The sequence below is a fragment of the Micromonospora sp. CPCC 206061 genome, assembly GCF_036906915.1.
GTDB lineage: Bacteria > Actinomycetota > Actinomycetes > Mycobacteriales > Micromonosporaceae > Phytohabitans.
On the sequence record NZ_JBAKHX010000089.1, the window covers coordinates 1 to 13,079 of the forward strand.

Here is a 13,079-nt window from a genome sequence, read left to right on the forward strand (position 1 = left end):
GGCGGGGGCGCGGCGGGGCGCGGCGCGGCGCGGCGGGGAAGCGGCGCGGCGGGGAAGCGGCGCGGCGGGGAAGCGGCGGGCTAGGGGAGGGTCAGGAGGTAGGTCGCGGTTGTGGCGGCTACGAGCAGGGGGAGGAGTACGCGGGGTAGGGGGTCGCGGTTTCTCAGGTGGGCGGCTGCGGCGCCGAGCATCAGCAAGGTCAGGCCGGTGGCGGCGGCGACGCCGATCGGCGTCACGGTGAAGCCGAGCGCCAGGCCCGCGACACCGGCCAGTTCGAGGGCGCCGATCATGCGGTACTGGCCGACGGAGAACCCGAGGTGCCGCGCCGCCGACCGCATTGCCGGGATGGCGGCGAGCTTGGCGGTGCCGAGGACGCCGAACAGGCCGATCAGGACCGTCGCGAGCAGTGTGTTCACCGCTGGACCTTCGCATACATGGACTCGATGACGTCGGCGGTTGTCATGTGCTCCCGTCTAGCGGTCGCGGGGTGGCGCCGTGCTGTCGCGGACGATGAGGGTGGTTGCCAGCTCGATCCGCGTGTGGGTGGGCTGCTCCCCGGCGGCCAGGGCCACCACGAGCTCGGCCGCGGCGGCCCCCATGTCGGCCAGCGGCTGCCGCACGGTGGTCATCGGCGGCCCGCACCACCTGGCGTAGGTGATGTCGTCGAAGCCGATCACGCTGAGGTCGTTTGGCACGCGCATGCCGGCCTGCCGAGCCGCCTCGTAGACGCCGAACGCCTGCAGGTCGTTGCCGCACAGCACGGCGGTGGGCGGGTTGGACAGGCGCAGCAGCTCGTGCGCGTGGTTGAGCCCGTCTTCGAAGGCGAACCACTGCCCGACGCGGACAAGTCGCTCGTCGAGCGGCACGCCGGCGGCGTCGAGCGCGGCGCGGGTGCCTTCGAGCCGGGCCCTGGCGCACAGCCGCTCGGTGGGGCCGGTGATGACGGCGATGCGCCGGTGACCGAGGTCGAGCAGGTGGCGGGCGGCGGCGATCGCGCCGCTCCAGTTGGCCGCGCCCACCGAGGGCACCGGATGCTCCGGCTCGCCTGTCGGGTCGAGTACGACCAGCGGGATGGCGCTCGCGGCCAGGATGGCGTGCTGCTCGGAGGTGAAGCCCATGCGCACGGCGATCACGCCGGTCGGGCGCCGGGCCAGCAGGTCCTGAGCCCAGGAGCGCCCCGCGGATGACTGGTGGACCGCGTCGGTGAAGCCGACCGCCAGGTGGTGGACGCTGGCGACGCGTTCGACGCCGTGCATGGTCTCGACCGCCAGGTTGCTCTGCATCCCGTAGAAGACGATTTCGATACTGGCGGCTCGCGACACCTTTTCCGGGCGGCGGTATCCGTGCTCGCGCAGCACCGCCTCGACCCGCCGCCGGGTATCCGGCGCCACGCCCGAACGGCCATTGAGCACTTTGGACACTGTCGGTGCCGATACCCCGGCGAACCGCGCGATCGCCGCGACCGTCTGCTCGCCCTGCCGGCGCTCGCTCTGCCGGGTGGCCGTGGACGTGTCGGTCGCCCTCGCGCCGCGGCGCTCGCCGACCTGGCCGAGCAGGCGGGCGCGGACCGCCTCGGCCTCCTGGACCGCCGAGGGCCCGGCCGGGATGGTCTCCATGAGGTAGCGCCTCTTCTTCGTGGCCGGGTCGATGCCGGCGTAGACCCGCACGCGCAGGGAGCCGCTGGGCAGTTGCTCTATCTCGCCGCGTGCGCGTCGCGCTCCGGTTGGCATGGAGCCAAAATAGTGCCCATCTAGCTCCATGTATAGCGCTCCGCAGGCGCTGTGAACGTTTCCTTGCCACTGTTGACCGTTTCTGACATTGTGATCCATCAATGGGTATGAGGAGGAGGACGATGATGATGCGGCGCTTGTTCCTCACCGCCGGTGTCGTGGGCGCGCTTTTGGCGACCACGCTGGCCGTGCCGGCACAGGCACACGGCTCCGCCACCGACCCGCCCTCGCGGGTGTTCGGCTGCTTCGACCGGTGGGGCAGCGACTTCCAGAACCCCGTCATGGCCACCGAAGACCCGATGTGCTGGCAGGCCTGGCGGGCCAACCCGAACGCAATGTGGAACTGGAACGCGCTCAACCGCACCGGTGTCGCCGGCGACTACCGTGCCGCCATCCCCGACGGTCAGCTCTGCAGCGGCGGGCTCACCCACGACGGCCGCTTCGCCTCGATGGACAAGCCGGGCGAGTGGCGTGCCGCCAGCAAGCCCCGCCAGTTCACGCTCACCGTGACCGATGGGGTGAGGCACGGCGCCGACTTCCTGCGGGTCTACATCACGCGCCAGGGGTACGACGCGCTCACCCAGCCGCTGCGCTGGAGCGACCTGGAGCTGGTCACCACGACCGGGCTCCAGCCGGGTGCGCCCGGTGTCTACACGGCCCAGGTCGACGCCGGCACCCGCACCGGGCGGCACGTCGTCTACACGATCTGGCAGGCGAGCCACAAGGACGAGTCGTACTACATGTGCAGCGACGTGATCATCGGTGGCGGCGGCACCTCGACGCCCGCGCCGACCACGTCAGCGCCGACCACACCGCCACCTGCTTCTGGCGGTTGTTCGGCAACCTACGCGGTCACCAGCCAGTGGAGCGGCGGCTTCCAGGGCGAGGTGCGGGTGAGCGCGGGGCGCGCGGCCATCCGGAGCTGGGCGGTGAGGTGGACGTTCGCGAGCGGCCAGCAGATCGCCTCGTCGTGGGGTGCCGCCGTCACGACTAGCGGATCCAGCGTTACCGCGAGCAATGCCAGCTACAACGGGGCGGTCGCCGCGGGAGGCAACGTGAACTTCGGGTTCATCGCGTCGTGGGCGGGCACCAACGCGGTGCCGGCGCTGACCTGTACGGCCACCACCTGAGTTGCGACTCAGATCGGCGTGCCGGGCGGCATGTGCGCCCGGCACGCGACTTTCTCGTCCCGTGACCTATGTGGACTTGCGGCCAGTTGATCTGCGAGACGCATCCTTCGCCACCGTGACCCGCTACATCCCGTCGAACCCTCGCTGAGCGGGTCAGATCAGGCCGGCTGCGGCCAGGTACTTGCCTACCCTTGCGATTTCGTCTTCGTCCAGTGGGATCTGGGGCGCTGCCGTTGTCGGGTGGGTGATGATGCCTCGTAGGTACAGGGCGGCCTTGAAGGCGCCAAGCGCCGACGAGCTCCCACCCATCCGCGTGCCACCCACCGTCACGAACTGGAACAGGCGCAGCAGCCGCTCCTGCTCGACCCGGGCCGCCTCCCAGTCTCCGGCCACCGCCGACCTGTACAGCCGGGCATACCCGTGCGGGTCCACGTTGCCCAAACCCGGCACCACACCGTCCGCGCCCATCCACAGTGCACAGTCGACGGTCAGTTCCCCGCCGGTGAGGACGCTGAACGACTCCAGGCCGGCACGCTCCCGCCGCCCTACCAGGAGCCCCCGGAACGCGCCCTCGTCGCCGCTGGAGTCCTTGACTCCGGCCAGCACGCCATCGGCTCCCAGGTTCAGCAGCAACTCCCCGCTGAGCTTGCTGTGCACCGACACCGGCAGGTCGTAGGCGTACACAGGAACACCCGCCCCGCTGGCGACGGCGCGGAAGTGTCCCTCGATCTCGGCCGGGTGGGTCCTCGTGTAGTACGGTGCGGTGACCACGACCCCATCGGCGCCAAGGCGCACCGCCTCCCGCGCGTGGTCGAGCACCCGCAACGTGGTCATGTCGATCGCGCCGGCGAGCACCGGAACCTGCCCGGCCACGTGCCCGACGACCGTCTCCAGCACGACCTTGCGGTGACGGTCGGGCAGGAACGCCACCTCCGAGGTCGAGCCCAGCACGAACAGCCCGTTCACCCCACCCTCGATCAGGTGGTCGACCAGCCGGACCAGCGACCGGGTGTCGACCTCGCCGTCGGGGGACAGCGGGGTACAGACCGGGGGGATGACGCCGGACAGGGCCGTGGCGATGGTCATGCGTCGCCTCCCGAGCGCAGCGAGGGCCAGGATTGCGGCGGGAGTGACAGGCGGCTGGGGGGAGGCTTCGGGGCGCACGACCCGCGTGAACGGAGGCGAGCGCGAGTTGGATCGATCATGAACGCTCCTGGGCTTGGGTGATCAGTTCGAGGTCGGTGGCGCCGTCGTCGACCGGGTGGTGGCAGCGCAGGACGTGCGCGCCGTCCGCGCGCGGCGGGGGCATCTCGGCGGCGCAGGCCGCGTCGGCCCGCCAGCATCGGGTACGGAACGGGCAGCCGCTAGGAGGACGCGTGGCGGACGGCACGGGGCCGACGAGCGGGATCGGGTCGATCGGCGACAGCAGGCCGGGCGTGGCGGAGAAGAGCGCGCGCGTGTAGGGGTGGCGCGCCGCGTGCGGCACCGAGTGTGCCGGTGTCTGCTCGACGATCCGGCCGAGGTACATGGTGACCACCCGGTCGCTCATCCGCCGCACCGTCTGGATGTCATGCGACACGAAAACGAGCGCCAGCCCCAGCCGGTCTTTCAGGTCCAGCAACAGGTTGAGGATCTGCGCCCGCACCGACACGTCAAGCGCACTGGTGGGCTCGTCGGCGACCAGCAACTCCGGCGCGAGGGCGAGCGCTCGGGCGATGGCCACGCGCTGGCGCTGCCCGCCGGAGAGTTGGCCGGGCAGCAGGTCGGCCGCGCTGCGGGGCAGGCCCACCTGGTCGAGCAGCTCCCGCACCCGCTCGTCGCGCTCGCGCGTGGTGCCGCGCCGGTGTACGTCGAGCGGGTCGCGCAGGATCTGCCGGATCGGCATCCGGCGGTTCAGCGCGGTGGCCGGGTCCTGGAAGACCATGCCGACGTTGGAGCCGATCAGGTGGCGGCGCCGGGCGTCCGGCAGCCGCCACAGCTGCTCCCCCCGGAAGGTGACGGTGCCGGCGGTGGGCCGTTGCAGCCCGACGAGCACCTGGGCGAGCGTCGACTTGCCGCACCCCGATTCGCCGACGATGCCTACGGTTTCGCCGGGCGCGATGGCTAGGTCGGCGCCGGTGAGGGCGTACACGCGGTCGCGGCGGAACACCCCACCGGACCGGGCCTTGTGCACGACGTGCACATCGGACAGTGCCAGCAGCGTGTCCATCACAGCACCTCCGTCGCCGCGACGGCCGGTACGGCCGGGTGATGGCAGGCCACCTGATGCCGGCGTTCCGCTCCGGTCAGCGGCGGCGCCTCGGTGCGACAGACATCCGTCGCCATTGGACAGCGGTCGGCGAACCGGCAGCCGGCCGGGAAATCGGCCGGCGCCGGCACGACACCGCGGATCTGGGTCAGCCGCTTCGCACCGGCCTCAAGGGACAGCACCGAGCCCAGCAGCCCGCGGGCGTAGTGGTGTGCCGGGGCGCCAACGACGGCCGACGTCACACCAGTCTCCACGATCTGGCCGCCGTACATGACGACCACCCGGTCGGTCACGTCGGCCACGAGCGCGAGGTCGTGGGAGACCAGGATGAGCGCGAAGCCCAACTCGGCCCGCAGCCGCAGCAGCAGCTCGATGACCTGAGCCTGGACCGTCACGTCCAGCGCCGTCGTGGGCTCGTCGGCCACGATCAGGCGGGGCCCGCGCGACAGCGCCATCGCGATCAGCACCCGCTGGCGCTGGCCCCCGGACAGCTCGTGCGGGTACGCCGACAGCGTCCGCGCCGGATCGAGGCCGACCAGCCCTAGCAACTCCTCGGCCGTACGCGTGCCGCCGCGCCGGATCAGCTGCCCCAGCTGCGCCCGTACCGTCATCGCCGGATTCAGCGACGACAGCGCGTCCTGGTAGATCATCGCCATGTCGTGCCCGAGCAGCCGGCGTCGCGCCGATCGGGGCATGGTGAGCAGGTCCTGGCCACGAAACCGGATCGTGCCGCGCACGCGGGCGCCGCGCGGCTGCAGCCCCATGACGGTCAGCGCGGTCAGCGACTTGCCGCAGCCCGACTCGCCGACGAGGCCCAGCACCTCGCCCGGGCGTACGTCAAAGGAGATGCCGTCGACGATGTCGATGCCGCCGTGCCGGTCGTCGAAGCCGATCGCGAGGCCGCTCACCTCGAGGATCGGCGGCCCTTCGGGCAGCGGCCGCGCGCGGGCGGCCAGCCGCGCGGCGGCCTCGGTCAGGCCTGGCAGCTCGGTGACCCGGCCCTCGCCGGCCGAGGCAACCGGCGTACCCGCCGCCACTATCCGATGTGGAGCGCGGGAGGCCGGCGCTGCCCACGCGTCGGAGACGCCCTCGGAAAGGATGTTCAGCGCCAGTACCGTGACGAGGATCAGCAGGCCCGGGAAGACCGTGGCCCACCAGCCGCCGAGCAGCACCATGTTCTTGCCGTCGGCGATGACGCTGCCCCACGACGGCGCCGGCGGCCGCACGCCCGCGCCGATGAACGACAGCGATGCCTCGAACACGATGGCGTCGGCCACCATCACCGTGCAGAACACGAGCACCGGTGCCGCGCAGTTGCGCGCGACGTGCCGCAGCAGGATGTGTGGCGTCCGGGCACCGATGACCCGTTCGGCGGCCACGTAGTCCTCGCCGTACTGTGCCAGGACGTTGGCGCGCACCACCCGGGCAACCGACGGCATGTACAGGAAGCCGAGCGCGCACACGAGCACCGGGATCGCGCCGCCGAACACGGCGACCAGCACCGCCGCGAGCGCGATGCCCGGAAACGCCATGACGACGTCCAGCACGCGCATCAGCGTCTCGTCGAGCCAGCGGCGGGACGTCGCGGCGATCGCGCCGATCAGGGCGCCGACCGCCAGAGCGAGGCCGGTGGCGCCGAGGCCGATGATGAGCGACCAGCGCGCCCCATGCAGCAGTCGGCTGAGGATGTCGCGGTTTGCACTGTCGAGGCCCATCCAGTGCGCCGCCGACGGCCCGCCGCCGGTGGCCTCCTGGAAGTACGGCGAGTGTGGCGCCAGGAGCGGCCCGAACAGCGCGGCCAGGGCCACGACGACGACCACGCCGAGCGCGACCCACGACAGCGGGGGCAGCCGCCGGAACCTGATGCCGGGCCGGGAGAGCCGGGCGGTCAGTCCACGTCGCATCAGCCAGCGCTCCTCAGTCTCGGGTTGACAAGCAGGTACAGCACGTCGACCACGAGGTTCACGACGACGAACCCGGCGGCGATGGTCAGCACGACGCCCTGCACGACCGCCGGGTCGCCGTCTCGCACCGCGTTGATCATCAGTTGGCCCATCCCGGGCAGGGAGTAGATCGTCTCGATGACCACCGCACCGCCGAGCAGGTACCCGATCCGCAGCCCCAGGACGGTCAGCGGGTTGATGAGCGCGTTGCGCAGCACGTTCCGCCCCACCACGACGATCGGCGGCAGGCCGCTGCCGATCGCGGTGCGCACGTAGTCCTTGTCGAGCTCTTCCACCACCGAGGTGCGGATGATGCGGGTGAGCTGGGCGGCGACCGGCAGCGACAGCGAGAGCGCTGGCAGCGTCATCGAGCGCAGCCAGCCGCTGAGCGAGTCGGCCGGGTTGATGTACCCGCCGGTCGGGAACCAGCCCTGGCCGACGGCGAGCCACTGGATCATCAGCAGGGCCAGCCAGAATGCCGGCGCCGCGACGCCGACCAGCGACACCACCCGGATCAGGTGGTCGGGCCACCGGTCCCGGTACAGGGCCGCGGTGACGCCGAACAGCAGCGCCAGTACCACCGCGATGAGCAGCCCGAGAATGGTGAGCTGCATCGTCAGCGGCATCGCGGTGACGACCGAGTCCAGCACCGGCCGCTTGGTGAGCACGCTGGTGCCCATGTCCCCCTGCAGGAGGTCGCCGACGAAGCGCAGGTAGCGCAGCGGCAGCGGGTCGAGCAGCCCGTTCTCCTCCTGGAACTGGCGGATCTGCTCCGGCGTGGGGTTCGCGCCCTGGAAATACGCGTACTCCGGCTTGCTGTCGGAGAACCGCATGATGACGAACACGAACGCGACCACGCCGAGCAGCAGCGGGATCAGCACGAGGATGCGGCGCACCAGCATTCTGGCGATGACGGCCACGCAAGACTCCTAGAGAGTAAGCCTCCTAGAGGCGCTTGACCTGCAGCAGGTTGATGCCGGGGTACCCCTGTGGGCGGACGCCCGACAGCTTCTTGGGGTCCCACGCCGTCATCAGTTCGGTGTGCACCACCGGGTAGAGCACCGCCTGCTCCGCGATGGTGTCGAGGTACTGGTGTACGAGCGCGAGCTTCTTCTGCTTGTCCGGCTCCTGTGCGGCCTGGTCCATCGCCGCGAACAGCGCGGTCGCCTGCGGGCTGGCGTCCCACTTCGTGTACTTCATCCACGAGCCACCGCGCGTGTAGTTGTACCGGAGGATGAGGTCGGCATCGAGCCCGAACTGGTTGGGGTTCGACGCGGCGGCGACCACCTGGTAGTCCTGCGACTGGTCCATCTTCGTGAACAGCGCGCTGGTGTCCTGCGGCTGGAGCGTCGTCTTGACGCCGATGGCTTCCCACGAGTTGGCGATGGTGGGTAGGCAGTCGGCGATCCAGCTGACGTTGACGGCCATCAGCGTGATGGACAGGTTGGTCACGCCGGCGGCGGCCAGCAGCGCCTTTGCCTTGTCGGGGTCGTGGCTGTAGACCGTCTTCGCCTCGGCGTACGAGGGATTCTGCTCGTTGAGGAAGCTGCTCGCCGGGGTGCCGTGGCCCTTGAGGGCGACGTCGATCATCGTGCGGGTGTCGATGGCGTACAGCAGCGCCTGGCGCACGCGGACGTCGTCGAACGGCTTGGTGCCGGTGTTGAACATCAGGAACATGTGGTTCATGCCCTTGCCGCCCTCGACCGTGAGGCCGGAGCCGCTCAGCTGCTCGATGTTCGAGTACGGCACGTTGTCGGCGATCTGGGCCTCGGCGCTACCGCCGGAGATCTTCGCGACCCGCGCCGAAGCGTCCACAATGGTCAGCCAGTTCATCTTCTTGACGGTGGCCGGCCGGGGGCCGTTGTAGTCGGCGAACGCCTCGAAGGTGGTGTTCGACTTCGGCTGGTGCGAGACCTGCTTGTAGGGGCCGGAGCCGCACGTCTTGCCGCCCTTGGCGGCGTCCCACGCGCCCGGCTCGCTGAAGACGTGCTTCGGCATGATCTTCACGATCGACAGCCGCTGCACCGCGTCCGGGAACGGGAACTTGAACACCAACTCGACGCTGCGGTCGTCGACCTTGCGCACCTCGCCGAGCCAGGCGCGGAAGAAGTTGCCGACCAGCACGTTGGCCTTCGGGTCGAGCACCCGCTGGTAGGTGAAGACGACGTCATCGGCGGTGACGGGCTTGCCGTCGTGCCACTTGGCGCCCTCGCGCAGCGTGAACTTCCAGGTGGTGGCGGCGGTGTCGGTGGGCAGGGCGGTGGCGAGCGCCGGATACGGCTCCCGGGTGATGGGGTCGGTCTCCAGCAGCCCTTCGTAGATGTGGTTGATGGCGGCCATCGCGAAGGCGGACGCCGTCTGGGTGGGATCCCAGCTCTGGTCGTTGCCGTAGCCGATCACGGCGGTGATCAGGTCCTTGTCGCCACCGGCGCCGACGCTGCTGGTGGAGGCGGGACCGCTGGAGCAAGCGGAAACGGTGGTCGCGACCGCGGCGGCGGCGCCCATCGTGGCGGTGTATCGCAGAAAGTCGCGGCGGTTGAGCACGTGCCGAGAGTCCGGGGCGCGCACGGGTACCTCCTAGGTGTGGGGAGCAGGACATTGGACGTCCCACGTCCTACGTCCTGTACGGTGGAGGTTATGGTCGAGCCTTCCCGAGGTCAAGAGCAGGTTTCCGGACTGTTACCTGGGACCCGGCGGCTCAGCCGGTCGATCGAGGTCCAGCAGGCCGTCAAGGACCTGATCCTGAGCCGCCGGCTCGCGGCCGGTGACCCGTTGCCCACCGAGTCGGAGCTGATGGCGCAGCTTGGCATCGGGCGCAACTCGGTGCGCGAAGCGCTCAAGGCGCTCCAGGCCGTGGGCATCGTCGAGATCCGGCACGGCTTCGGCATGTTCGTCGGGCGCATGTCGCTCACCGGCCTGGTCGACGAGCTGGCCTTCCACAGCCGGATCACGATGCAGGACGAGCGCAACCACCTGGCGCACCTCATGGAGATCCGCGAGGTGCTGGAGAGCGGCCTGGTCCAGCGCCTCATCGACCACCACCGGGCGGCCGACGTGTCACAGGTGGCCGCCGTCATGGCGCGGATGCACGCCGAGGCCGCCGCCGGGCCGGTGTCGCCCGAGACCGACCGCCTCTTCCACGAGGTGCTGTACCGCCCACTCGGCAACCCGCTCGTCGGCCAGCTGCTGGGCGCGTTCTGGGACGTGTACCACCAGCTGCGCGACGACCTCGGCGCGCCCGACGAGACCCCGTACGACGTGGCACGCAGGCACGGCGACATCTACGATGCGGTCGTCGCCGGCGACAAGGCCGCGGCAATCGCCGCCATGCAGGCCCACTTCGAGGGCGTACGCTGCCGCCTCGCCCGCCTGGGCCGGACCTGAATACGAAGAGCATGAACATAGGATGTCGCCGTGACCAGACGGAACGGTGCGATCCTCCAGCAGCGGATCGTCGCCCTCATCCACGATCGCCAGCTCGCGCCCGGCGCCGCGCTGCCCACCGAGCCCATGCTCATGGACCTGCTCGGCGCCAGCCGCAACAGCGTCCGTGAGGCGATCCAGGCGCTGCAGGCGCTCGGCATCGTCGAGATCCGGCACGGCCACGGCACCTTCGTCGGGAGCGCCTCGCTCGACGTGCTGTCGCCGTCGCTGGCCTTCCGGGTGCGTTCGCAGACCCCGGCCGGGATCGGCGCCCTGCACGACCTCGTCGAGGTGCGGGAGCTGATCGAGGTGGGCCTCGTCGGGCAGGTCGCCGGCACCCTGAGCGAGGCCCGCCTGGCCGCGCTGGACGCGCTGGTCTCCAGGATGGACACCGACCTGGCGGCCGACCGCGCCTTCCACGCGCTGCTCTACGAGTCTTGCGGCAACGAGCTGGTGCTGCAGCTCATCGCCCTGTTCTGGAACGTCTATCACGAGCTTGAGGCGTCGCTCGACCCGCCGGAAGACCGGGTCACCGAGGTCGTGGCCAACCATCAGCGCATCGTCGACGCGCTGCGCGGCGGCGACGCGACGGCCGCCCGCGACGCGATGCGCGCGCACTTCACCGACGTGAAGGCGAGAGTGGCCCGGGCGCACGCCTGGGCCGAGCGCTAGCTCTTGCCTCAGCACGATCAACCGGCGTACGGTACGCCAGCATGACATCCCACGTCCTACGTCCGCTATGGGCGTCCATCGCGATCGCCGGCGCTGTCCTCGCCGCGATCGCCACCCCGGCACGCGCCGGGACCGCCGCCGCCGAGCCGTTCTTCGCCGAACAGGTGCTGTACCAACAACGGGACGCCGGCGGCTACGCCTGCTACCGCATCCCCGCGATCGTCCGGGCCGCCAACGGCATGGTCCTCGCCTTCGCCGAGGGCCGCGTCAAGGACTGCGGCGACGACGAGGACATCGACATCGTGCTGCGCCGCTCCACCGACGGCGGGCGCACCTGGGGGCCGGTCCAGGTCGTCTCCGAGGGCAACGGCACGACCCACGGCAACCCCGTGCCCATCGTCGACCGGCGCACCGGACGCGTCGTGCTGGTCAGCACCCACAACGGCGCGGCGCCGTGCCCCAACGGCTGCGACCGCGACCCCTACGTCCAGACCAGCGACGACAACGGCGAGACATGGACGGCGCCGCGCGAGCTGACCGAGGCGAAGCGTCCAGAGTGGAACCACTGGTACGCCACCGGGCCGATGCACGGCATCCAGCTCACCCGCGGCGCACACGCCGGCCGCCTCGTCGTCGGCGCCAGCTTCGAAAGCTACGACGGTGCCGGCGGGCCACACGTGTACGGAACGCACCTGCTGTACAGCGACGACAGCGGTGAAACCTGGCACATCGGCGCGGAGACCGGCCGCGACGACGGCCGGGTCATCGCGCAGGAGGTCACCGTCGCCGAGCTGGCAGACGGCCGGATCTACGCCCTGGCCCGCGAGCGCGGCACCGACCCGGGCAGCCGGGCGTACGCGACCAGCAGCGACGGCGGCGCCACGTTCGACGCGCCGTTCCGGACCATTCCCGCCCTGGCGATGCCGGACGTGCAGGCGTCCACGCTGCGGTACAGCGCGAAGAGCGAAGGCGCGGCACGCAACCGGATCCTGCTGTCGGCACCGGCACACCCGGCCGCCCGCGAGGTGATGAGCGTGCGCTCGTCCTACGACGAGGGTCGCACGTGGGACACGTGGCAGCGCGGCAAGGTAATCCACTGGGGACCGGCCGCGTACTCCGACATGGTCCGGCTCGACGGCGCCGAGGTCGGCCTGCTGTACGAGGCGGGCGTGGCCACCCCGTACGAGACGATCCGGTACGCCCGCTTCAACGAGGCGTACCTGTCCACGCCGAACGGGACGCCGCCGGGCATCCCGCCAGCGCCAGAGCCCGGACCCATGACGCCCGACGTCACGTTCAACCGCAATCCCGCGTACGTGCGCGGTGGCGCTCAGCTGACCGGCGGCCGATTCGGCAAGGGGCTGGCACTGGACCGGGTCGACGACCGGGTGGAGGTGCCGTTCGACGAGTCCATCGACCTGCGCGGCGACGACTTCACCCTCGCCACGTGGATCCGGTACGCCGAGACGACCGGCTCGCACGCGATCCTCTGGGCGTACCGGACGGGAAGCGGCACCACACCGCAGATCTGGATGCGCGCCGAGCCGGCGAGCAACCGGATCCGGGCGCTGATGGTGGTGGACCGCTTCAACGTGTCTGTCGCCTCGCCCACGGCGTACAACGACGGCCAGTGGCACCACGTTGTGCTCCAGCGCGCGGGTGGCCGCCTGGTGCTGCGTGTCGACGGTGTCGAGGTCGCCGCCGCTACCGCACCCCCGGGGTCGGTGACCGCCGGCAAGGAGTTCGGTGTCCACGGCATCCATATTGGACAGCGAGTGGACGGTGTGGACCGCTTCCGCGGCTCGATCGACGACGTGCGCGTGTACCGCCGGGCACTGTCGGAGCGCGAGCTGGAGCTGATCCGCACCAAGGCCGCACCGGTCGGCGGCCGCCTGGGCCTGTGGCTCCCCTTCGAATCCATCCGCTGACCTCC

Annotated in this window: 11 protein-coding genes; 4 read left to right on the forward strand and 7 right to left on the reverse strand. The window is 70.8% G+C overall.

Annotated features, from left to right (window positions below; genetic code table 11):
* Nucleotides 1-80: 80 nt before the first annotated feature.
* Both V6V89_RS35225 and V6V89_RS35230 read right to left on the reverse strand, forming a co-directional pair.
* Nucleotides 81-416 (reverse strand): DoxX family protein, encoded by a 336-nt coding sequence (locus V6V89_RS35225; protein ID WP_334623963.1) that lies wholly within the window; start codon nucleotides 414-416, stop codon nucleotides 81-83.
* Nucleotides 417-473: 57 nt separating this feature from the next.
* Nucleotides 474-1,730 carry a LacI family DNA-binding transcriptional regulator gene (locus V6V89_RS35230; protein WP_334623964.1) on the reverse strand — a complete coding sequence of 419 codons (1,257 nt, stop codon included), beginning with the start codon at nucleotides 1,728-1,730 and terminating at the stop codon, nucleotides 474-476.
* Between the two features lie 125 nt (nucleotides 1,731-1,855).
* Here V6V89_RS35230 and V6V89_RS35235 point away from each other — a divergent pair, with 125 nt between their 5' ends.
* Nucleotides 1,856-2,860 (forward strand): lytic polysaccharide monooxygenase auxiliary activity family 9 protein, encoded by a 1,005-nt coding sequence (locus tag V6V89_RS35235; protein ID WP_442935288.1) that lies wholly within the window; start codon nucleotides 1,856-1,858, stop codon nucleotides 2,858-2,860.
* 153 nt (nucleotides 2,861-3,013) lie between these two features.
* Here the strand turns inward: V6V89_RS35235 and V6V89_RS35240 are convergent, their stop codons facing one another.
* The 5 genes from V6V89_RS35240 to V6V89_RS35260 all read right to left on the reverse strand — a co-directional run bounded on the left by V6V89_RS35240 (nucleotide 3,014) and on the right by V6V89_RS35260 (nucleotide 9,619).
* A complete protein-coding gene (locus V6V89_RS35240) occupies nucleotides 3,014-3,946 on the reverse strand; it encodes a dihydrodipicolinate synthase family protein (protein WP_334623967.1) in 933 nt (310 codons plus the stop codon).
* A 115-nt stretch (nucleotides 3,947-4,061) separates the two neighbouring features.
* Nucleotides 4,062-5,069, reverse strand: a complete 1,008-nt coding sequence (locus tag V6V89_RS35245) for an ABC transporter ATP-binding protein (protein WP_334623969.1) — start codon at nucleotides 5,067-5,069, stop codon at nucleotides 4,062-4,064.
* A complete protein-coding gene (locus V6V89_RS35250; RefSeq protein ID WP_334623970.1) occupies nucleotides 5,069-7,012 on the reverse strand; it encodes a dipeptide/oligopeptide/nickel ABC transporter permease/ATP-binding protein in 1,944 nt (647 codons plus the stop codon). Before V6V89_RS35250 ends, V6V89_RS35245 begins: the two co-directional genes overlap by 1 nt.
* The gene (locus V6V89_RS35255) at nucleotides 7,012-7,971 is read right to left on the reverse strand and encodes an ABC transporter permease (RefSeq protein WP_334623971.1); all 960 of its coding nucleotides are present in this window, start codon (nucleotides 7,969-7,971) and stop codon (nucleotides 7,012-7,014) included. Before V6V89_RS35255 ends, V6V89_RS35250 begins: the two co-directional genes overlap by 1 nt.
* Before the next feature lie 25 nt (nucleotides 7,972-7,996).
* Nucleotides 7,997-9,619, reverse strand: a complete 1,623-nt coding sequence (locus tag V6V89_RS35260; protein WP_334623972.1) for an ABC transporter substrate-binding protein — start codon at nucleotides 9,617-9,619, stop codon at nucleotides 7,997-7,999.
* Nucleotides 9,620-9,688: 69 nt separating this feature from the next.
* Here V6V89_RS35260 and V6V89_RS35265 point away from each other — a divergent pair, with 69 nt between their 5' ends.
* Genes V6V89_RS35265 through V6V89_RS35275 form a run of 3 tightly spaced genes read left to right on the forward strand, consistent with a single transcriptional unit; the run spans nucleotide 9,689 to nucleotide 13,074 of the window.
* Nucleotides 9,689-10,435 carry a FadR/GntR family transcriptional regulator gene (locus V6V89_RS35265; RefSeq protein ID WP_334623973.1) on the forward strand — a complete coding sequence of 249 codons (747 nt, stop codon included), beginning with the start codon at nucleotides 9,689-9,691 and terminating at the stop codon, nucleotides 10,433-10,435.
* 30 nt (nucleotides 10,436-10,465) lie between these two features.
* Nucleotides 10,466-11,146 (forward strand): FadR/GntR family transcriptional regulator, encoded by a 681-nt coding sequence (locus V6V89_RS35270; RefSeq protein ID WP_334623975.1) that lies wholly within the window; start codon nucleotides 10,466-10,468, stop codon nucleotides 11,144-11,146.
* A gap of 41 nt (nucleotides 11,147-11,187) precedes the next feature.
* On the forward strand, nucleotides 11,188-13,074 hold the full coding sequence (locus tag V6V89_RS35275) for a sialidase family protein (protein ID WP_334623977.1): 1,887 nt from the start codon (nucleotides 11,188-11,190) through the stop codon (nucleotides 13,072-13,074).
* Nucleotides 13,075-13,079 lie beyond the last annotated feature (5 nt).